Origin of the sequence: Paraflavitalea devenefica, assembly GCF_011759375.1 — a bacterium.
Classification (GTDB): domain Bacteria; phylum Bacteroidota; class Bacteroidia; order Chitinophagales; family Chitinophagaceae; genus Paraflavitalea; species Paraflavitalea devenefica.
In genome coordinates this window covers 42,872-64,738 of the sequence record NZ_JAARML010000008.1, presented here as the reverse complement: position 1 = coordinate 64,738, position 21,867 = coordinate 42,872, and the positions used below count along the sequence as shown (strand labels likewise).

General features: G+C 49.1%; 21 protein-coding genes. 10 read left to right on the top strand and 11 right to left on the bottom strand.

What is annotated here, in order from left to right:
- Positions 1-5: 5 nt before the first annotated feature.
- The 5 genes from HB364_RS30590 (at position 6) to HB364_RS30570 (ending at position 6,706) form a co-directional block, all read left to right on the top strand.
- Entirely contained in the window at positions 6-1,028 is a 1,023-nt protein-coding gene (locus tag HB364_RS30590) for an IPT/TIG domain-containing protein (protein WP_167292252.1), read from the top strand.
- Entirely contained in the window at positions 1,029-2,168 is a 1,140-nt protein-coding gene (locus tag HB364_RS30585) for a glycoside hydrolase family 26 protein (protein ID WP_246228665.1), read from the top strand. It begins immediately after the preceding gene.
- A complete protein-coding gene (locus tag HB364_RS30580; RefSeq protein WP_167292251.1) occupies positions 2,149-3,975 on the top strand; it encodes a sodium:solute symporter family protein in 1,827 nt (608 codons plus the stop codon). The genes HB364_RS30585 and HB364_RS30580 overlap by 20 nt, the downstream gene beginning before the upstream one ends.
- Before the next feature lie 110 nt (positions 3,976-4,085).
- Positions 4,086-5,309 carry a glycoside hydrolase family 130 protein gene (locus HB364_RS30575; protein ID WP_167292250.1) on the top strand — a complete coding sequence of 408 codons (1,224 nt, stop codon included), beginning with the start codon at positions 4,086-4,088 and terminating at the stop codon, positions 5,307-5,309.
- Between the two features lie 146 nt (positions 5,310-5,455).
- Positions 5,456-6,706, top strand: a complete 1,251-nt coding sequence (locus HB364_RS30570) for an AGE family epimerase/isomerase (protein ID WP_167292249.1) — start codon at positions 5,456-5,458, stop codon at positions 6,704-6,706.
- A 20-nt stretch (positions 6,707-6,726) separates the two neighbouring features.
- On the opposite strand, the gene HB364_RS30565 is transcribed toward HB364_RS30570, so the two are convergent.
- From HB364_RS30565 to HB364_RS30545, 5 genes are all read right to left on the bottom strand, one after another.
- A complete protein-coding gene (locus HB364_RS30565) occupies positions 6,727-7,236 on the bottom strand; it encodes a hypothetical protein (protein WP_167292248.1) in 510 nt (169 codons plus the stop codon).
- Positions 7,237-7,326: 90 nt separating this feature from the next.
- On the bottom strand, positions 7,327-9,771 hold the full coding sequence (locus HB364_RS30560; protein ID WP_167292247.1) for a T9SS type A sorting domain-containing protein: 2,445 nt from the start codon (positions 9,769-9,771) through the stop codon (positions 7,327-7,329).
- A gap of 161 nt (positions 9,772-9,932) precedes the next feature.
- Positions 9,933-10,274, bottom strand: coding sequence for a DUF4339 domain-containing protein (locus tag HB364_RS30555; RefSeq protein ID WP_167292246.1), 342 nt, complete (start codon positions 10,272-10,274; stop codon positions 9,933-9,935).
- A gap of 326 nt (positions 10,275-10,600) precedes the next feature.
- Positions 10,601-10,999 (bottom strand): hypothetical protein, encoded by a 399-nt coding sequence (locus HB364_RS30550; RefSeq protein ID WP_167292245.1) that lies wholly within the window; start codon positions 10,997-10,999, stop codon positions 10,601-10,603.
- A gap of 3 nt (positions 11,000-11,002) precedes the next feature.
- Positions 11,003-11,362: a hypothetical protein gene (locus tag HB364_RS30545; protein ID WP_167292244.1), complete on the bottom strand. Its 360-nt coding sequence runs from the start codon at positions 11,360-11,362 to the stop codon at positions 11,003-11,005.
- Positions 11,363-11,620: 258 nt separating this feature from the next.
- On the opposite strand from HB364_RS30545, the gene HB364_RS30540 reads away from it, so the two are divergent.
- Positions 11,621-12,220, top strand: coding sequence for a dihydrofolate reductase family protein (locus HB364_RS30540; protein ID WP_167292243.1), 600 nt, complete (start codon positions 11,621-11,623; stop codon positions 12,218-12,220).
- A 35-nt stretch (positions 12,221-12,255) separates the two neighbouring features.
- On the top strand, positions 12,256-13,227 hold the full coding sequence (locus HB364_RS30535) for an NAD(P)H-quinone oxidoreductase (protein WP_167292242.1): 972 nt from the start codon (positions 12,256-12,258) through the stop codon (positions 13,225-13,227).
- 62 nt (positions 13,228-13,289) lie between these two features.
- Here the strand turns inward: HB364_RS30535 and HB364_RS30530 are convergent, their stop codons facing one another.
- On the bottom strand, positions 13,290-14,090 hold the full coding sequence (locus tag HB364_RS30530) for a 3-keto-disaccharide hydrolase (RefSeq protein WP_167292241.1): 801 nt from the start codon (positions 14,088-14,090) through the stop codon (positions 13,290-13,292).
- Positions 14,091-14,264: 174 nt separating this feature from the next.
- Between HB364_RS30530 and HB364_RS30525 the strand changes: the two genes are divergently transcribed.
- Complete coding sequence (locus HB364_RS30525; RefSeq protein WP_167292240.1) at positions 14,265-15,995, top strand: autotransporter outer membrane beta-barrel domain-containing protein; 1,731 nt, start codon at positions 14,265-14,267, stop codon at positions 15,993-15,995.
- A gap of 3 nt (positions 15,996-15,998) precedes the next feature.
- On the top strand, positions 15,999-16,523 hold the full coding sequence (locus HB364_RS30520) for a T9SS type A sorting domain-containing protein (RefSeq protein ID WP_167292239.1): 525 nt from the start codon (positions 15,999-16,001) through the stop codon (positions 16,521-16,523).
- On the opposite strand, the gene HB364_RS30515 is transcribed toward HB364_RS30520, so the two are convergent.
- Genes HB364_RS30515 through HB364_RS30505 form a run of 3 tightly spaced genes read right to left on the bottom strand, consistent with a single transcriptional unit; the run spans position 16,524 to position 19,814 of the window.
- Positions 16,524-17,135: a hypothetical protein gene (locus HB364_RS30515; protein ID WP_167292238.1), complete on the bottom strand. Its 612-nt coding sequence runs from the start codon at positions 17,133-17,135 to the stop codon at positions 16,524-16,526.
- Positions 17,136-17,160: 25 nt separating this feature from the next.
- Positions 17,161-19,347: a xanthine dehydrogenase family protein molybdopterin-binding subunit gene (locus tag HB364_RS30510; protein WP_167292237.1), complete on the bottom strand. Its 2,187-nt coding sequence runs from the start codon at positions 19,345-19,347 to the stop codon at positions 17,161-17,163.
- Positions 19,344-19,814, bottom strand: coding sequence for a (2Fe-2S)-binding protein (locus HB364_RS30505; protein WP_167292236.1), 471 nt, complete (start codon positions 19,812-19,814; stop codon positions 19,344-19,346). Before HB364_RS30505 ends, HB364_RS30510 begins: the two co-directional genes overlap by 4 nt.
- 324 nt (positions 19,815-20,138) lie before the next feature.
- Between HB364_RS30505 and HB364_RS30500 the strand changes: the two genes are divergently transcribed.
- On the top strand, positions 20,139-20,573 hold the full coding sequence (locus HB364_RS30500) for a DoxX family protein (RefSeq protein ID WP_167292235.1): 435 nt from the start codon (positions 20,139-20,141) through the stop codon (positions 20,571-20,573).
- On the opposite strand, the gene HB364_RS30495 is transcribed toward HB364_RS30500, so the two are convergent.
- Positions 20,513-21,094 (bottom strand): hypothetical protein, encoded by a 582-nt coding sequence (locus HB364_RS30495; protein WP_167292234.1) that lies wholly within the window; start codon positions 21,092-21,094, stop codon positions 20,513-20,515. The genes HB364_RS30500 and HB364_RS30495 overlap by 61 nt on opposite strands.
- Before the next feature lie 259 nt (positions 21,095-21,353).
- Positions 21,354-21,704: a hypothetical protein gene (locus HB364_RS30490; RefSeq protein ID WP_167292233.1), complete on the bottom strand. Its 351-nt coding sequence runs from the start codon at positions 21,702-21,704 to the stop codon at positions 21,354-21,356.
- Positions 21,705-21,867: the final 163 nt, after the last annotated feature.

Below are 21,867 nucleotides of genomic sequence, written 5' to 3'. Positions count from 1 at the left end.
ATAATATGAAATCTATTTTCCTGACCATACCCCGGACCATCCTGCTGCTGGCAGTCAGCGCACTGGTCATGGTCTCCTGCGATAAAGATGCCGAAAGTGATGCACACGCCAATCCCAAAGCCGATAAGCTGGACCCCGGCATTGGTTCCGGTGGCACCGTGCTCACGCTCACCGGCAGCGACCTGGCGCAAATGCGTTCTATCATATTTGACAAGGGCAATATTCCTGCTCCTTTCAACCCCACTTTCAATACTGCTTCCGCCATTATCTTCCGGGTACCCGATACGGCCAGCGGAGGCGATCAGAATATCATTCTCACCAATGTGGATGGTAAGCGGCTTTCTGTTCCTATCAACGTCGTGGCAGTGCCTATCGCATCCAGTGTATTTCCGGTCGACTTCAGTGAAGGATCTACGATTACACTTACGGGCAGGAATTTTGAAACTACCGCCAAAGTAGTATTAAGCGGCACTACTACCGAAGCCACCATTGTTTCCAAATCCCTCAAACAACTGGTCATTACCATGCCGGCCACTACTTTGCCAACCACCAAGCTGGATATTACCAACGTATCAGGCACCATGACCACTACCCAGGTGCTCACCAATATTGACCAGGCTTATGCTGTCTTTAAAGATGCATTACATGCCGATTGGGAAGACTGGTCCTGGAGCCTTACCAACTCGCCCTATACCAGCGACAAGATTTCCGGTACAGCCTCGCTGCAGGCGGCATACGGCGGCGCCTGGGGCGGCATGCAGTTACATGCCAAAGTAAAAGCTGCGCTGGCCCCTTATAAATATGTTACCTTCTGGATCAAGGGCGCTGATGTAGAAAAGAAAATGAAGTTTAACTTTAATTGGACCAATGACCAGACGCTTACGATACCGCCCAATGTTTGGACCTACTATAAGATTGATCTTGGCATATTCAAAAATGCGGGCGTAGCTGAGCTGGAAACCTTCGTCATGCAGATCCATGATGATCCCAAAACATTGTATTTTGATAACATACTCCTGGTTAAATAAATGAAGAAAATTACCGGATGGATAACAGGGATATGGCTGGCAGCCGGCGCTATGGCGCAGGATCATCCTGCCGATCCCCAGGCCACCAAAGAAACGGTGAACCTGTACCACAACCTCAAAAAGCTAGTGAACAGTGGTGTCATGTTTGGTCACCAGGACGACCTGGCCTATGGGGTAGGATGGAAATATGTAGCCGGCAAAAGTGATGTAAAAGAGGCGGCAGGCGATTATCCGGCTGTCTATGGATGGGACCTTGGTGGCCTGGAACTGGATAATCCCAACAACCTCGATGGCATCCCTTTTAAGAAAATGCGCCAGTACATCAAAGAAGGATATGAACGTGGCGGCGTCATCACCATTAGCTGGCATGCGCGCAGTCCGCTGGGCGCAGCAAAAGGCGCCTGGGATACTACCCATGGAACCGTGGCTTCCATATTGCCCGGTGGCGATCACCATCTTTTATATAAAGAGTGGCTCGATAAAGTAGCGGCTTTTTTACTGTCGCTCAAAGGAAGTAAAGGAGAGCTCATCCCGGTACTCTTTCGCCCTTATCATGAATTAACGGGCAACTGGTTCTGGTGGTGCCGCAATGCCTGTACGCCCTTTGAGTTCAAGACCCTCTGGCGTTTTACCATCTATTACCTCCAGCAGGAAAAGAAAGTGCACAACCTGCTGTACGTATACAATACCGCCGGTGATGTTAAAACCAAAGAGGAATTCCTGGAGCGTTATCCCGACGATGATATGGTGGATATGGTAAGCTTTGATGCTTACCAATACGAAGACCCACGCACCAACGATTGGTTTGTAAAGAATACCTCCAGGGTGTTGGGCTTACTGGTTGAAATAGCACAGGAAAAGAACAAACTGTCTGCTTTTGCCGAGACCGGCTATGAAGCCATTCCCTATGCCAACTGGTGGACAGAAACCTTACTCAAAGCCATTGGCGATCATAAAATATCCTATGTGCTGGTATGGCGCAACCATGGTTTTGCCGAATGGAATAAGAAATGGCATTACTATGCTCCATATAAAGGACAAACCTCTGAAGCGGATTTTATCAGGTTTTATCAACTGGACAGGACATTATTTGAAAAAGATGTAGCGGCAAAAAAGCTCTATGAAACTCACACTGATTGACATTAGTATCATCGTAGCGTACCTGGCCACCATGGTCATCATAGGCTGGGTACTTAGAAAAAAGGCCCGTACCAACAAGGAAAACTACCTTATGGGCGGTAAAAAGCTGCCCTGGTACATGCTGGGTTTAAGTGATGCCTCTGATATGTTCGATATCAGCGGCACCATGTGGATGGTAGCGCTCTGTTTTGTGTATGGTATGAAAAGCCTGTGGATACCCTGGCTATGGCCGGTATTCAACCAGGTATTCATGATGATGTTCTTATCCAAGTGGCTGCGCCGCTCCAATGCCACCACCGGCGCTGAGTGGCTGGCTACCCGGTTTGGCAGCAGTGGAAAAGGCGTGCGGGGATCACACAATATCGTAGTAGCCTTTGCCCTGCTCAGTTGCTTTGGTTTCCTGGCCTATGGCTTTGTGGGCCTCGGTAAGTTCATTGAAATCTTTGTTCCCTGGGAACTGGTGAGAGACTACGTCCCTTTTGCGATATCCCGGGAGTTTGTGCCGCATTTCTATGGCATCATCTTTACGCTCTTTGCCATGTTCTATTCCATCCTCGGTGGTATGCACAGCATCGTGCTGGGCGATGTGATCAAATATTGCGTCATGACAGTGGCCTGTATTTCCATTGCTGTCATTGCCATGATCAACCTGCACGGTAAATCACTCAATGTGCCGGCCGGCTGGGAAAATCCCTTCTTTAGCTGGAGGCTGGACCTCGATTGGAACAACATTGTGCCCGCTGCCAATAAAAAGATCACGGATGATGGCTATGGTCTTTTTGGGATCTTCTTCATGATGATGCTCTTCAAAGGCGTATTGGCCAGCCTGGCCGGGCCGGCTCCCAACTATGATATGCAGAAAATATTGTCTACCCGTTCTCCCCGCGAAGCATCTAAAATGAGCGGCTTTGTATCCATTGTTCTGCTGCCCATCCGCTATTCCATGATCATTGGGTTAACGGTACTGGCATTACTCTACTATCATCAACTGGACCTGGGCGATACTGCTGCAGGTACCGACTTTGAAAAAGTACTCCCTGCTACCATCAATGCCTTTCTGCCGGTGGGCATTCTCGGCCTGGTATTAACAGGTTTGCTGGGCGCTTTCATGGGTACCTTCTCCGGCACGCTCAATGCCGCCCAGGCTTACATCGTCAACGATATCTACCTGAAATATGTGGATCCCCATGCCCCCAACAAGCGGGTCATTTCCATGAACTACCTGGTGGGTCTCATTGTAGTGATCATCGGTATTGTATTGGGCTTCTTCACGAAGAATGTGAACAGCATCCTGAACTGGATCGTAGGCGGATTATATGGCGGTTACATCGCGGCCAACATGCTCAAATGGTATTGGTGGCGCTTCAATGCCCGCGGCTTTTTCTGGGGTATGACCAGCGGTATCGTGGCGGCACTGATCTTTCCCAAACTGGTGGGCGGGCTCGACCTGTATTACTGGCCCTGGCTCTTTGTGATCTCCCTGGCCGGCTGTATCGTGGGTACCTATACGGCCCCGGCTACTGATATGGCCATATTGAAAAACTTTTACCGTACTGTAAAGCCCTGGGGATTCTGGCAGCCGGTGCATGCCCTTGTAGTAGCAGACGACCTCTCTTTTATACCCAACCGCCGGTTTAAGCTGGATATGTTCAATGTGGCGCTGGGCATCATCGCGCAATGTTGCCTTACCCTGTTGCCCATGTACATCGTCCTATGGCTCAAACTGCCGCTGCTGATAACTGCAGGCATACTATTGATTATTGTACTTATTCTAAAGAGGACCTGGTGGGATAAGCTGGAAGATTAGCTAGTGGTAAATGGCTAGTAGCTAGTGGGCTCACTCGCCACTAGCCATTTACTACTAGCCAGTACTTTAATATTAATAAGATCATCTTGACTATTCAAACAACACACACAATGTATAAAGTATTTGTGCAAAGATTAGAGCAACTGGAAAATAACTATGAACAATTAATCCGTGTTCCCAATGAGGCGATGGAAACATCCAATGGCGTGTACCACCGTTACAGGAATGCAGTGCTTACACACCAGCATACCCCTTTATTCTGGCGGTACGATCTTAATTATGATACCAATCCTTACCTCATGGAGCGCTTTGGCATCAATGCCGTATTCAACGCCGGCGCTATCAAATGGAAGGGAAAATACATCGTCATCGCAAGGGTAGAGGGAGTAGACAGGAAATCATTCTTCGCCGTGGCCGAAAGTGAGAACGGGATTGACAACTTCCGCTTTTGGGACCATCCCATCATGATGCCTGAAACGGACGTGCCCGATACCAATATCTATGACATGCGGGTGGTACAGCACGAAGATGGCTGGGTCTATGGCCTCTTCTGTACTGAAAGAAGGGACCCCAAAGCGCCGGAGGCCGATCAGTCGGCCGCTATTGCCCAATGTGGCATTGCCCGTACAAAGGACCTCATCAACTGGGAACGCCTGCCCGATCTGAAAACGCCTTCCCCCCAGCAGCGCAATGTAGTGCTGCATCCGGAATGGGTAAATGGGCAATATGCTTTTTACACCCGCCCGCAGGATGGCTTCATCAATGCCGGCACCGGCGGAGGTATCGGCTTTGGCCTCAGTAAAACCATTGAACAGGCCGAAATAGCAGAAGAGATCGTTATTGACCGGAAAATATACCATACCGTTTATGAGGCCAAGAACGGCCTGGGTCCCGAACCCCTCAAAACCAAACATGGCTGGCTGCACCTGGCGCATGGAGTGCGACATACCGCTGCCGGCCTGCGCTACGTGCTTTACCTGTTCATGACCGACCTGCAGGACATTACCAAAGTCATCTACAAACCCGCCGGTTATTTTATGGCGCCGGAAGGGGAAGAAAGGGTGGGAGATGTGTCCAACGTGCTCTTTTGCAACGGATGGATTGCTGATGAGGATGGCACTGTATTCATCTATTATGCCTCTTCCGATACCCGGTTACATGTAGCTACTTCCACTGTCGCCCGGCTTACCGACTACGTCATGCATACCCCCGCCGATGGATGGCGTTCCGCCACTGCTGCCGGCAACCTCCTGCACATCATTGAAGGGAACCAACCCTATTTGGATCAGCAGGCAGATGGCGTAACGCTGGAACCCGGGAAAAAACAGTCATAATAGGAGTCATTGATAATCAATAGGTATTGGGACATGGCGTAAGGAGCCTATAGGAAGGAACTGATGTAAATCAAATTCTACACCCCGGGGTCTATCTCTCCGTAGATGTACCTCGTTCTTTTCTCTTTCATTACTTATATTTACGCATGACAACCCCTGTTATACAGGATGAACCTGTACGTCATCAGTTACAGTCATTCCGCAGCCAGATCGCACATGAGTTCAGTTCTATATTATCCTGGTGGATGAATCACGCCATTGATGAGCAATATGGCGGTTTCTATGGCAGCATTGATCACCACAATACCGTTGATATCCTGGCGCCCAAAGGCAGCGTATTGAATAGCCGCATATTATGGACCTTTTCCGCAGCTTATAACTTTACCGGCCATCAGCCATACCTTAAAATGGCTACCCGGGCCTATGAATACATCGTTACTCATTTGCTCGACGATACCATGGGCGGCATTTACTGGACAGTAGATCATGCCGGCCACCCCTTCGACACCAAAAAGCAGGTATATGCACAGGCTTTTGCCCTCTATGCTTTTGCGGAATACTATAAGGCTACCCGGCAGGAACCGGTAAAAGAACGGGCCATTGAACTATATACCCTCATAGAGCGGTTCAGTTACGATAAAGAACAGGAAGGATATTATGAAGCCTTCACCCGTGAATGGGGGCCGCTCAGCGACCTGCGTTTAAGCGCCAAAGACGCCAACGAGAAGAAATCCATGAACACGCACCTGCATGTACTGGAAGCCTATACCAATCTCCACCGCATCTGGCCCGATGAAGGCCTGCGCAGGCAGATCACCCGGCTCATCAACAACTTCCTCGATCATATCGTACACCCTATTACCTATCATCAAGCCTTATTCTTTGATGAGCACTGGCATACCCGCAGCTCCATCGTTTCTTTCGGGCACGATGTGGAAGCATCCTGGCTGCTGACGGAAGCAGCGCATATGATCTCAGATGGGGAACTCATCATCCGCGTGAAGAAAGTGGCGCTGCAAATGGCTTATGCGGCTGCCCGGGGATTGGATTATGATGGCGGCATGTGGTACGAGCAGGACAGCTCTACTAACCTTTGGGTAAAGGAAAAACACTGGTGGCCGCAGGCCGAAGCCCTGGTGGGTTTCTTTCACGCCTGGCAGGTGAGTGGGGATAATACATTCCTGCAGCATACCCTGAACAACTGGGAATTCATCAGGGAAAACATCATTGATACCACATTGGGCGAGTGGCGCTGGGGCGTACTCAACGAAGCCTCCGGTACCGAAAAAACCATCATGTCATGGGAAGATAAAGCCGGCCTGTGGAAATGTCCTTACCACAACGGCCGTGCTTGCATTGAACTCATGAAACGCATTGATGGGATCGTGAAAATGTGAGCAGTGAGTGGTCAGACAACTCACAATCTTACCAAATGCTTCGCCCACGCCGCAGGCACCTGTTCCTTACTCAATACCTGCAGGGAAGGCGGATTGGCAGGAGCACCCGTAGTAGCGCTATTGCTTTTCGTTAACGTTTCTTCCATAAAGTCTTTATCCAGTTTATACATGGCGCCGGTAGCCGGGTCTACAATAAGCATTCCAATGAGGCCGCCAATCAATATATTGCCAAAATACCAGCCATTGATCTTACACTCCAGTGTTACTTTTTTGGTTTCATAACCATCCAGTTTGTACTCGATCGTATACGACTCTTTGCTGAAAAAACCGGCGCCCGATTTCAGCTTCATCGTGGCAGGTGTATTACCGGAATATACCTCAGCACCTTTTTTATTGGTAACAGAAATATGGGCACCGGTAGGAATTGAATGGAACGTTACCGGCCAGTTGCTTTTACTTACAATCGAAGCACATCCGGAAAGGGTAACAATAGCAATGGCAATGGAAAGCGGGGTAATAAGGGTTTTCATGTATGTTTGTTAGTTAGGGGTTATATGCCCTAATATACAAAAGGCTCCCGTATTGGGAGCCTTTATATCATAACATAATCTGTTAAAATTCTACTGCTTTACCACCTGCTGTCTGTGCTTCACCGTTGGGCCGGTAAGCTCCAGGGTATAATTACCTTTGGGCAGACTATTCAGGTCGCTGATATTATACGTGTTGCCACCAGCGCCGCCGCGCGTAGTATATTGCTTCACGATACGGCCGGCCTGGTCATACAGGCGTATTTGCAATGTTTCTTCTTTATCCAGTTGATAAAACACATTGATATTGCCGGCAAACGGGTTAGGTCCTGCCTTCACTGCAAACTTCTCCAGGTCAGTTCTGAGGATCAGTATCTTACTGTAAGTAGGTCTTCCATCAAGGTCTACCTGTTTCAGGCGATAATAATTCACCGTGGCCAGCGCTGTTTCATCCGTAAAATCATACTGGTTATTCCAGCCGCCTTTTCCATTCACCCGGCCAATCACCGTATAATTGCCGCCGGTAGTGCTCTTCTCTATTTCAAAATGGCTGTTATTCTGCTCTTCAGTGGTAGTCCAGGTGAGGTAGGACTTGCCATCCTGTATCCGGCCTTTAAAGGACGTAAGGTGAACGGGAAGGTTTACAGTTGCCATCACACCGCCAAACTCCGAAGTGCTGCCCGCGCCGGTAGCATTCAGGTAAGCCACGGCTGTAATGCGTGTGCCGGCAGTTACTGCAGCAGGTAAGGAGCTCAGGGCAATCGTAAAACTAAACCGGTCTTCCGTGCGGGTGCCACCGGTGCCGGTGCCTTCTACGTTATCATCATAGGTGTTCTGGGTGGCATCGCCATCGGCAATACCTCCTAAAGTGGTGCCTTCCTGTGCACGGAACAAATACACCTGTCCCTGTCCAAAACTTTTGGTAAAGCTGCCGGGCAGCGGATTGGGATTGGGAGCCGCATCGGCAATAAAGAATTCCACCACACTGCCGGGGCGCGTAAATCCTTCTACCACCAGGTTGCTGCCATCTATCCGCACAGAAGAGATCACCGGTGCATTCAGCAGGTCATTGGCGCCTGCATCTCCATCGCCGTCATCATTCACCGTAACACCGCTGAGCTCAGTAACACCTGTAATACCTCCTACCAGGTCAATACCCAACCCGTCATTATTATAAATAGCATTACCAGCAAACTTATTACCGGTGCTGGTAGTACCAGCCGCAGGTGTCAGTACCTGTATGCCGTTGCTGTTGTTATTAACAATCGTATTGTTGGATACAATGTTGTTGTCAATATTAAAACCGCTGAACCCTGCTATCAGTTCAATACCATTGGTGCCATTGCCCCGGTCGGGCGTCAGGCTGGCATCGGTACCAATAATATTTCCCTGGATAGTATTATTGTCGGAGGATATTTCAAACCCAAAAAAGCTGGCGGTCTCAATCCGGATGCCTGCCTGTGTGTTCGAGCCAATAACATTCCCTTCCAGTGCATCGCTGGTGCCATTGGCATCAGTACCAATGCGGTTACTGGCTGTATTGAGCAGGTAAACACCGTAAGCGCCATTGCCCGTTGCGGCATTGGCAGCATCCAGACCGATGGTGTTGCCGGCGACAACATTATTAATAGATTCTCCGGCCAGCAAAATACCGTTCCTTCCATTGCCGCCGATAAGATTACTTTCCACAGCATCCGATACATTATCTCCATTGGTGCCAATCACCACATTACTGCTGATCACCGTTACCACAATGCCGTCGCGGGCATTGCCCAGGTCACCGGTACCATTCTTATTCAGACCGATAATATTCCCGGCAATTACCGAATTCGTACACAGCCAGAGTGCCACGCCATCGCCATTATTGCCGGAGAGGCTGGTGCTGTTCACGATCAGGTTGCCTTCATTGGCATCATTAACGCCATCGCCATTAACACCTACTACAATATTATTGGAAGCTGTAAAAGAAGCTGTCACATTCACATCAACGCCGCCGCCTACATTGCCCAGCGGGGTAGCGCCATGGGTAATGGCCAGGCCGGTACTGTCGGTTCCTATATAATTGCCCCATACATGCAAATTGTCTACATCGGAAGGAAGCGCCTGGATACCATAACCCGGCGCACTGTAAATAGCCAGGCCGGCAATCGTTACATTATCGGCGCCGGCCGCAATGGTAAATGCATTGTTAGTCCCTCCTACACCTGCCGCATTAATATTTACGCGTATGACACGGGTAGCGATAGGCCCCTGTACAGAACCTGCCTGGGAATAGCCGTTAATGAAAACCGCTTCCGCAATAGTGGGCAGGGCAACTGTCAGGTCAATCGTACAGGGCTGGTCAGCCGGTAAGGCAAATTCAATAACATCAGCCCCGGGCGTAGTATTGGCCTGGTCAATGGCCCATGCCAGTGAACCTACAGTCCCAACATTGCTGCTGGTATTTGTAACGGTAAAAATGGCGCTGAAAGCTGGTAATGTAGCAAAGGAAAAAAACACAGGGATAGCAAACCTGGTCAGCTTGTAGAATTTAAGCATAGATTGATTTTTGTGGTTCGGAGATAGGTTCCGCAGGGGAGATGGATTTAGGCAGATAGGATAACTTGGTAGGATATATTCAGGGCACTAATATAGAAACCTTCTTCCAATATTCATAACTATTTTACTTCATATATATGATTTTTCCCATTCCGGGACATTTACCACCGGCTCATCACTACCATCGCCAGGATGAGCAGGAACAATACAATCAGGCTGGCAAGGAATACCACCTGGTTGTGGAACCGGGTATTGATCTTTGAAGAAGCCCGGGGTGGCAGGGGAGAGGGAGCCGCTCCGTTACCGGTATTGGAAACTATAAAGGGAGGAGGACAGGCGGGCGGCAATATTCCCTGTAGCTCTTCTACCGATCCGGCCAGTTTCCATTCATTCAGTCCTTCATACCATACAGGGGTATCGCGGAGCAGGTGCTGGTGTTTCAGTTCGGCAAAGCTGAATGGCCCGTATTGGCGGGCGCCATTGTACAGGTAATACTTTTTCATCGATATGGGTTAGGTATAAGGTTGGCGAAGGCTGCTGCTGCTTCGCTTATGTACAAACGAGAGCATGGTTGAAACTATTATAATCCCGGGGGCCTGATTGTCGTAGAATGTCGCCAGAACGGCGCTTTTTGATGTGGGTCAATTGTTCCTGACCGATAGTTGTTTCCGATCATTGATCTAAAACAAAAAGACCGCCGGAAATCATCCGGACGGTCTCGCTTGTGAGGAAAGGCGCGTAGAAAAATGTAAGCTAATCCATACAGGTAAACCATTACTTTCTTAATCGACTCAAACGTCCTCGTTGCCTTTATGTCTCTCTGCCTTTCTTACGCGTTAGGAACCGGAAAATTAGCTGCCGCAGCCAGCCGGGCTTTTTCCTTCGAGATTCTCCGGCCACGGAAAAAGAGGTACAGGTTAAAGAACAGGCTGATGCCAAGGTAAATACAATACCCACCGATCTTGGCGCTCAGCACTTCCAGCATACTGCGGGTGGCTTCCAGATCATGGGATATTTCCATCACCCAGAAAGCAAAGCCCAGGTTCAGCAGGTAAAAGCCGGTTTCAAACAGTTTATTCGTAGCAGTGGCGATCTCTGTCTTCCCGCTGAAAATATCCAGCATAAACACCTTACTGTTTTTGAACAGGGTATGGGCCACATACCAGGTAAGAATAATCACTACGGGCAGATAGATCAGATAAGCCATAAAATTGTAGGAGGTATTCATATACTATATTTTGGAGTTAAGGAAATGTTGATTGCGTTTGCTGATTAAATAGATCGCGGCCATATTGCAGAAATGGACCACGGCCAGCGTCAGCATAATCTTACCCGTCATCATCACGATGCTCAATACCAGGTCTTTCCAGGTGAGGATCGTATCCCAGGTGCTTAGCATCACGGTGGCATAACCCAGGTTTAGCAGGTAATAACCGGTGAGTAGTATGCGGTTAATAAAGTCCGTAAGCTGTACATCATGGTGCAGCAACTCCAGGATAAACACACGGCCATTGCGGTAGAAAATAAAACCCACCCGTACAGTAATAAGATAAGTGATAAACAGGTAGAGGATGTAGGCGATGGTGTTCATACCAGTTGTATTTTGATGGTTGGTATAAGAACGTTTGCTGAGTCAAAGATACTATACTATTCCAAACTTTCAAATATTTCTGAAAGTTTATTTTATTATATACGACCTGGTGCAAGTATGCAACCGGGTTCCTGTGCGTTAGCGTACTTGTGCCGGCCTTTCCTGCCGCAAACGGCCCCTTTAAATGTCGCATTGACACCAGCAGGCCCAACTGCCAACCCGCTACTTTTGATAACAATAGTGTAAACACCACAAGCCATGAAAAAACTCAAACTGCAAATACAAATATCCGTTGATGGTTATATAGCCGACTCGCAGGGAAGAACGGATTGGATGATCTGGAACTGGGGGCCAACCTGGACCTGGGATGATCCGTTACAAAAGTATTTCATCGACCTGCATGCTACTATTGATACCGTACTGCCCAGCAGGAAAATGGCAGCAGAAGGTTTTATTGACCATTGGGCCAGGGTGGCATCCAATCCCGGTGATCCGCAATATCCTTTTGCCAAAGCCATCACAGCAGCCCATAAGGTAGTATTTACCAAAACGCTCAGCCAATCGGTATGGGAAAATACCAGCCTGGCCAAAGGCAACCTGGCAGAAGAGATCAATACACTAAAAAAACAGGACGGCAAGGATATGATCGTATATGGCGGCGCCAGCTTTGTATCCTCCCTTATTGCGGCAGGACTTATTGACGAGTTCCATTTATTTGTGAATCCTGTAGCGCTGGGCAGCGGATTGTCGATCTTTAAAGACCCTGGTTATAAACGGGACCTCACTTTGGTTGCCTCCCAATCTTATGACTGTGGCATGGCAGTACTTACCTATGTGCCGGCAAAAGGAAAGCAATAAACACGCATCTTTGTTGCTTTTATACAAGCAACAATATGAAAGCAGTTGTGATCACGCAGCCGGGCGGACCGGAAGTATTACAGGTACAGGAATATGCTACCCCCTCGCCCGCACCCGATGAAGTGTTGATAGCCGTGAAGGCCGCCGGTCTTAACCGGGCCGATCTTTCGCAACGTGAGGGCAACTATCCCGCGCCTCCGGGCGCGCCGGCTGATATTCCCGGTATGGAAGTAGCTGGGATCATCATCCAATGCGGTGATGCTGTTACCCTATGGAAGCCGGGCGACAACGTGTGCGCTCTCATTGCCGGAGGTGGTTATGCAGAAATGGCAACGGTACAGGAAGGCCAATGCCTGCCCATTCCTGCAGGATTCAGTTTTGCCGAAGCGGCCAGTCTGCCGGAAACCATCTTTACTGTATGGTCCAATCTTTTTCAAAGGGCCAGGTTGCAACAAGGGGAAAAACTATTGGTGCATGGCGGTAGTAGTGGTATTGGCATTACAGCTATTCAACTGGGCAGGGCCTTTGGGGTACAGGTTTTTGTTACAGTGGGTTCAGACGAAAAAGGCAAAGCCTGCCTGGAGCTGGGGGCTAAGAAATATGTCAACTACAAAACGCAGGATTTTGAACAGGAACTGGCCACTACAGGAATAAATGTTATACTGGACATGGTAGGCGGCGATTACCTCGATAAGAACCTTAACATACTAAGTCCCGAAGGCAGACTGGTATACATCAATGCCGTGGAAGGGAATGAAGTGCAATTGAACCTATTCAAACTCATGCGCAAACGCCTTACAGTTACCGGCAGCACCTTGCGTAACCGGGAATACAGTTACAAAAAAGCGCTTGCCCTCGATATCCATCAACAGGTATGGCCTTTAATAGAAGCGGGGCAATACAAGCCTGTTATTTATAAAACCTTTTCTTTTGAAGAAGCGGCCGAAGCCCACCGGCTCATGCAAAGCAGCAGGCATATCGGCAAAATAATACTGGTCAATGAATAGCTTCCCCGCAGGGTCTATTTAATTTTCTCCGCGGGGTCTCCTGAAAGGGTCCCTGCGGACTATTACTTTTTCAGCGCCGAAAGATCCTTCAACTGTATCCGCCGGAAGTCTACCGGCTGACCTTCACTTTGCAGTGCTATAAACCCGCTGCTCAACAATTTGCCGTCTTGCTTAATGGCCGGGTCATAACGGTTCACAACGGGCCCACCTATTTGCGGTTTGGAATATTGCATCACCGTATCGCCATTAATAATATGGGTGATCAGGGAATCTCCCAGTACGATCAGTTCGGCCCGTACCCACTGATCGCCATCATACGTTTTGGAAGTAGAGTTAATGCAATGCCGGTCATCCAGCTTGCCCTGGTATACAATATGGGTGCCGGGAGAGCACATATTGCCCGTTGTTCTTGGTTTGCCATCACCCAGTCCGCCCAGGAACTGCATTTCCACAGAGATGGGCCAGTCCTGCTCTTTGGACATGGTACGCGGGTCCTGTGAATGGTACATCACACCGCTGTTGCGTAAAGTATAGGAGGGGGCGCCACGCTGCAGTTGACCCACAAACCGGTATTCCAGCTTCAGGTGATAATAAGAAAAAGGTGTTTTATAATACAGGTGGCCAAACTGGTCATTGAAGTCGCCATACTGATCATAACTTACCCGGATCATACTGTCTTCCACCCGGAAAGTATTACCAAAGTTCACCCCTACGTCATGGTGCTGGATCTTCACAAACCAATCATTAATATCCTTACCATTAAACAGGTTGATCCATCCGTCGTTGGTGGAAGTATGCCTGGCAGTGCTGCAACCTGCGCACGCAATCGTTGTAATAAGGGCAATAAAAAGGAATGGCTTCATATAACTTGTAAAGTTGGATGCTAAAGATAAGCCTGCCGCTATTCAATTCAAAGATTCATTTATCCCGGTTCAGACATTCACATACAAACTCCTGCAGTTCACATACAAACCGCCCCCTGCGGTCCCATGGCAGTATAGCTTTGCAGTATCTCCCTCATACCGAAACACTCCTGTATGAAGCAACTGCTGTTAAGCTTTTTGATTATGCTCGTCTGCCATTCCCTGCAGGCGCAAGCTCCCCGCAAATTCAACTACCAGGCTGTGGTCAGGAATACCAATGGCGCCATTATAGCCAGCCGCAACGTAAGCCTGCGCTTTAGTATCCGTGATGGCGCAGCTACAGGGACTGTGTTGTACAGCGAACGGCACAACACCACCACCAGTTCTTTTGGACTGGTAAACCTGCAGATAGGGGGAGGAACAGTCGTCTCCGGCGTATTTGCCGACGTTGCCTGGGGTACAGGCGCCAAATTCCTGCAGGTGGAAGTAGACATCAACGGGGGCAGCAGCTATACACCCCTGGCCACCATGGAACTGATTGCAGTACCCTATGCCTTGCAGGCTGAGAAAGCCGGCAGTTTCACCGGATCACTCACAGGTGACATAAGCGGCGCACAAAATGCTACCGTTATTGGCGCCAATACGATCACCACTAATAAAATTGCAGACGGCGCTGTGGCAACCCCCAAGCTACCTGACCATGTAATCACTACAGCGAAAGTGGGAGACGGAGTGATCACCACGCCGAAACTCACTGATGCAGCAGTGAATTCGGCGAAACTGGCCGATAATGCAGTGGTCACCGCAAAGATTGCCGACAATGCGGTTACAGCCACTAAGATACCCGCGGCACAGGTAGTGAAAAGTTTCAATGGTCTAAAAGATGAGGTAACACTGGCTGCTACTGGTGGAACCACGCTTGATGTAACAGACAACACCATTACCATCACCGGTAATGGCGATATTGCCGCAGTCAATGCAGGTGCCGGGTTAGTGGGTGGAGGCGCTGACGGTGCGGTGACCCTCAGTGCAGCCTTTGGTGGCAATGGAATACAGAATACCCTTTCCCGTAGTGATCACAACCACGTGGGGCAAACCTGGACAGCCGCCAGTGGCAGAGCACTTATCCTATATGCCAATGACGCCAACAGTATCGGCCTCAATGCCTACAGCTATGGCACAGGATACAGTGCGGCTGCGGTAGGCGGACAGGTATTATCCACCACCGGGCAGTCAGTAGGTGTTTTTGGCTCCACCGGTTCCAATGACCAATATGCAGCTGGCGTATTTGGGCAGGCCACAAGATCGGGCAACGCCAAAGCTGTATGGGGATATGCGCTTGGCGCTAACACCTTTGCTATTTATGGGGAAGGTGCTGGTACAGGATCTTATGCCGGTTATTTCCAGGGCAGGGTGCATGTAAATGGTACGCTGTCCAAGGCTGCCGGTAGTTTTAAAATTGATCACCCGCTCGATCCGCAGAACAAATACCTCTCCCATTCCTTCGTGGAATCGCCCGATATGATGAACATCTACAACGGTAATGTAGTATTGGATAGCAGGGGGGAGGCCACCATTACTTTACCCGGTTACTTTGAAGCGCTCAACATGGATTTCCGTTACCAGCTTACAGCTATCGGCAAACCTTCGCCCAATATCTATATAGCGCAGGAAATAACAGGCAACAAATTCCGTGTAGCGGGTGGCGCGCCCAATGGTAAAATATCCTGGATGGTCACCGGCATCCGTCATGATGCCTATGCCAGGGAGCACCGCATACCGGTAGAAGAGCTGAAGCCGGAAGCAGAGCGGGGTACGCTACTCAATGATGTGCGCAAAGGGAAATTACCAGGTACAGCCAACAGAGAGCGTGGCGTAGCGCCGGAAGAATCTGTAAAACAATAACCATTGACCAGCTATTGCACTATGGTAAATAAGCGTTTTTTCAGCAGTAGTTTGCTTTACCTGCTCGCCCTATTGTTATTAGCCACTCACGGACAAGCGCAACAGGCAAAACAGGTGACAATTGCCAGTGCAGGCAGCAGTGCTGTTGTAAATGGCTATGCTATTGAAAGTACTGTAGGGGAGACGGTGATCGCTACTGCAGGTATCAATCCCATTTGTACGCAGGGCTTGCACCAGCCGAATGCAATACAGATTGATCTGGGTACTGGCAATGGTTTTGCGCTGGTGTATCCCAATCCGGTACAAACGACCTTATACATAAAATTATACCTTGAAGAGACGACGTCGGTCTTGCTTACCTTGTATACAGCCACCGGCCAGCAGGTGCTGGCACGTTCCAGGGAATTGATGCCGGGCTATCACCATGAATCTATTCCGGTAACCGGCCTCAAGCCTGGCATCTATATGCTCATCATCCGCAATCCCGTCTCCGGCCGCAAACTCACCGTAAAAGTGTTGAAACAATAATCAATCCGGCACTGCTGCACCCTTTGCCACCCACGTCTTAAACTGTTTTACAAACTCCGCATGTTTTAAAGGCGGTCGGTTACGGCCATCGCCGGGATTCCAGCCCCATAATACAAGGGTGTCTTTTGATACGTGGTCAATTAGCTGCTGCAGGGTCTTATGGCCGTTTTGATTGGGGTCTTTCAATTGCAGGGCCAACTCCTTCGGGGATCTGCCTTCAAATACCATCGGCATATCAGCCGGCGGCAGGTGCCAGTTGGGATTGCCGGGCGGCATATTAAGTCCTGGCGTATTACCGCTTTGATGGCAGTTGGCGCATTTCATGGCGTACAATCCCTTGCCATCATGCCCGCGGGTAACATCCATCGTATGCACGTGGCTGTCATCGCCCTGTAAGGGTGCATCACCTTTCGGATGACAGTTCATGCACCGCGGGCTCATCAGCACCTTATATACAGCAAGGAAGGCTTCTTTGGAGGCCGCTTCATCCTTCGTTGCCTCAATGCCTTTATGCCTTGTTGCCTTCTTTCCCGGTTGAATACTAACAGCCGCCAGTGATAAGCTGGCCACTATACATAGCGTGTATAAAATAAACCTTTTAGTTTGTTTCATGTCCTGTCATTTACTGATGAAAATCTCATGCATTGCCCTGCAGATCGCCAGCCTGTAACGGCAGACTGCGTATCCGCTTACCGGTAGCCGAAAAAATGGCATTCACGATGGCCGGTGCTATGGGAGGTACGCCAGGTTCGCCGGCGCCGCCCATCTTTTCTGTACTGGGAACAATGTGAACACTGATGGCCGGTGTTTCCTGCATACGCAGCATGCGGTAGTCGTGAAAATTCCGCTGTTGCACACGTCCTTTCTCCAATGTGATCTCACCATATAGGACCGCTGTGAGACCGAATATAATACCGCTTTCCATCTGGGCCGCTACACCATCCGGGTTCACCGCCAGTCCGCAATCTATCGCGCAGGTGACGCGATGCACCCGTAGCGTTCCTTTATCAAGAGAAATTTCAGCTACCTGCGCCACGAAACTGCCAAAAGATTCATGTACCGCCACACCCCTGAAATGCCCGGCAGGTAACGAAGTGCCCCAGCCGGATTTTTCTGCCACCAGGTTAAGGGCGGCCAGGTGACGCGGATGTGTCTTCAACAATGACCGGCGGAATTCCACAGGGTCCTTCGCGGCAGCATGCGCCAGTTCATCAATCATCGTTTCCATCACAAAGGCAGTATGGGTATGCCCTACAGAACGCCACCACAATACCGGTATTTTGCTTTTGGGAGAGTGCAGCTCAATAAGGCGATCGGGAATAGCGGCCATATAAGGCGAATCATGGACGCCTTCCACAGAAGTCTCATCTATACCATTTTTGATACCTGCTTCAAACATAGTGCCGGTCATGATAGACTGGCCTACTATACTGTGTTGCCAGGCTGTGGGCATCTTATCAGCCCCCAATCCTATACGCACGAGGTGCATAAAGGCAGGCCGGTAATAACCGCCGCGGATATCATCTTCCCGCGTCCACACCGTTTTAACTGGTTTGCCGCTGGCTTTGGCTACTTCCACGGCTTCTGCTACAAAATCAGAGGTCGCCGTAGCGCGTCGTCCAAAGCCGCCACCCAGGAATACCGTGTTCACGGCTACCTGTTCGGGTTGAAAGCCCAATATCTTTGCCGCGTTGGCCTGATCAAGGCCGGGCAGTTGGGTGCCGGTCCATATCTCGCACTTATTACCCGTGATCTTTACGGTACAGTTCAACGGCTCCATAGGCGCATGCGCCAGGTAGGGCAATGTATATTCTGCATCAATAGTACTGGTTGCTTTGGGTAAAGCCGCTGCCACATCACCCGCCTGCGCCGCAACAGCTCCTTTCGTGGCGGCCAGCTTCCGGTAATCATCCCATAACTTTTTACTGTCAATAGCCAGTACCGGGTCAATATCCCATTCTACTTTCAGTACATCACGTCCGCGTTTGGCTGCCCAGAAATGATCGGCGATCACGGCTACACCCGATGGCACCTTCACTACCTGCTTTACGCCGGGAATGGCTTTTGTTTTGGTGGCATCAAAAGACTTCACCTTACCGCCAAATACCGGTGGGCGTGCTACCAGGGCAGTAAGCAGGCCGGGGAATTGTATATCCATCCCAAACTTTGCCTGCCCATTGATCTTTTCGCCCGTGTCCAGCCTTTTCCTTCCTTTACCGATATACTTCCATTCACTGGCTGGCTTTAGCGTTACATTAGCCGGTGGTGGTAGCTTGGCGGCTGCATCGGCTACTTCTCCATAACTCACTTTTTTATCACCGGCTATCACAAATCCATCGGCGGTACTGCATGCTTCCGGTGCAATGCCCCACTGTTGTGCCGCGGCAGCTACCAGTAAAGTGCGCGCCGTAGCGCCTGCCTGGCGATAACGGTCAAACTCTGACCAGGTAGAGGAGGACCCGCCCGTAATTTGCAGACCATACACTGTGTGAACATAAGGTTGCCCGGGTGGCGCATGTTCTACCTTGATCTTATTCCAGTCACAATCCAGTTCATCAGCGATCAGCATGGGCAGGGTTGTCCATACGCCTTGTCCCATTTCCACATGCGCCAGCATAATATGTATGGTATTATCTTTTCCGATGCCCAGGTAGGCATTGGGAGCAAAGGCAACGGCGCTGCCATCTGCACCCGCTGCCGGGGCATCAAAAATGCCCATGCGTTTGGCGCCTGCTGGCACCACAAAAGGGATCAGTAATCCTCCGGCAAAAACGCTGGTTGTTTGTAAAAACTTCCGGCGGCTCATGGCAGGTGTAGTGCTCATTGTTTACCTCCTTCTTTTTGTAATTGAGCGGCCCGGTGAATAGCTTTACGTACCCGCGGATAAGTACCGCAACGGCAGATATTACCACTCATAGCCTTGTCAATATCTTCATCCGTAGGATCAGGCTTCTCGCGCAGCAATACTGCTGCCGACATAAGCTGGCCGCTCTGGCAATAGCCGCACTGTAATACATCTTCTTCCAGCCAGGCCCGTTGCAGGGGATGGCTCAAATTGGAAGAGAGTCCTTCAATAGTAGTTACCTGTTGGTTGGCAGCCCGCGAAACCGGCGTTACACAGGAGCGTACTGCTTCCCCGTTCAGGTGAACAGTACAGGCGCCGCATTGCGCCATGCCGCAACCAAACTTTGTTCCCGTGAGTCCCAGCATATCACGCAATACCCATAGCAAGGGCATTTGCGGACTTGCCTCAACGGAATAGCTTTTACTGTTGACTTGTAGTTTTATCATGATGGTTCGATGTATGAATAATAGAATACCTTTCCTTCAGACTTAAAGGATGTAAGGTTATGGCTAACTAAATAACATGGACGGATAGAACGATGGGAGAAATGCCTGGTAAAGGTACAGTGATTATAAAATGACACGATTGCAAAAATCAAAGCAAAACTTAAAGAATTCAAAGTTTTATGTGGTAAGTGGGTATAGGAATTGTGGATTATTTTTCGTACATAAGTAAAGCAACAGTCATCGAAGCAAATGCCCACTCGCCGCTATTACCAAATAGCGTAACTTTATACCAGTTCTTTCTCCGATCACCTAAATCATTGCTATATGAATCTTCTGCAACGCATTGAACATTGGGGTGATACACATCATCCGAAATGGATAGACCTCATACGGGTTGTTTTTGGCATTTTTCTGTGCTATAAAGGAATTGATTTTCTTTCCCACATGAGCCTGGAGTTGGATAGATTGGCCAACGCAATACCAAGTCCCTCTTTTGCATTACTGGTAATTGGTCACTATGTTGTATTTGCACACATGCTGGGTGGCTTTTTGCTGGCGATAGGCCTGGCCACACGGCTCGCCTGTCTTATACAGATACCTATACTGCTGGGCGCTATCATCTTTGTCAATTCATCTGATGGGTTATGGACACCCTATTCCGAATTGGCCCTTTCCATCCTCGTATTGCTTTTGCTTATTTACTTCTTAATTGTCGGCAATGGCCGCTGGTCGTTTGATAACATGGTGAAGGATAAGTAAAATATAATATTAGCTACATTGGTTGTGCCGCATTGAGCTCCTGAAGCTGAATCCGGCATTTCCGGTTGCTCTTCTTCTATCCATTGCTGCATATTGGGTGGTAGTTCCCATACCGGCCACTCGGTTCTATAACCCAGCCGGGTCAGTTCTATATGCACTGCCTGCTGTATTGCTTCTTTTGCACAGCCTTGATCCTGGTGCAATAACTTTACACCAACACCTACCAACTTGCGGAACAGGTCGTGGCAACGCCAGTCTTCTGTGAGCGCATTATAAATGGGAGTTACACACTTAGCAGCTAATGCCAGTATGCCAGCGTTCTGCATGGTGCGTTGAAAGCGTTTATCTTTTTTGACCCGTTTGCCGGTGAGGGAGCTTTTGGTGCGGATAAAATAACGGCCATGCACTTTATAGCAGGTAATAGGACCTATAGTAGCTTCCACTTCAGTGGCCGCTATATAATTGGCCCTAAAAACCTGAAGGTCAGGTGATAGGTCAATATGTGCATACTTCTTTTTCATGTACGGAACTGAAATTAAGCTATCCGAAGCAGTCGGCAACATTTCGTTTAACGCTTGTTCGACCACACTAGTGCCAAATGTTCAACAAAGCTGTCAGAACCATGATTTAGAGGATTTGCAGGACCTTACGTGCCGCCTTTCCTTCGACTATGCTTCGAGGCAAAAGCGCACTTACTAAGGGTTGGCTCCCGCAGAAAGCGAAGATGGTACGAAGCAATGGCGAGGCAGAGGCTAACATGATTGGACGGTGAGAACTTCCTCACTTTTGAGCCGGTGTAGTGGCTGTTTCTTGCAATGCCTGCTCAGACGCCATCCAACGGGTAAGTTTATACCTGGGCAACAGGGCATCTGTTTTCTTCTTCACCCATTTGGAAATAAGCTCAAAAACAATAAATCCGATCAGGATTGAAATAGACCATTCCATCAGACTGAAAGTCTGTTTATCAACCACTGTTTTGCGGGCGGCAAGTCCCCAGAGATTTTTAATACTGCGGGTAGTAAAATAATGGGATACCAGGCGGGCAGAAGCCATGCCAATAACAAAGCCGATAAAGTTGCCGATAAAATGATTGTACAGGTATTCAATAAACTGTTTACTGATGTTTTTCATAGATGCGCGATTTGAATGCTCCAAAATAGCGCGTAAATCCTGAAAATACCAGTAAACAAATCATTATTTCTTATCAATTATTCCTGTACAAAGTATTACCTTTAATTTATCCTATCCCCGGTCGTCCCTGAGCAATCAAACTTCCGGGTTTCGTTTTTTATGA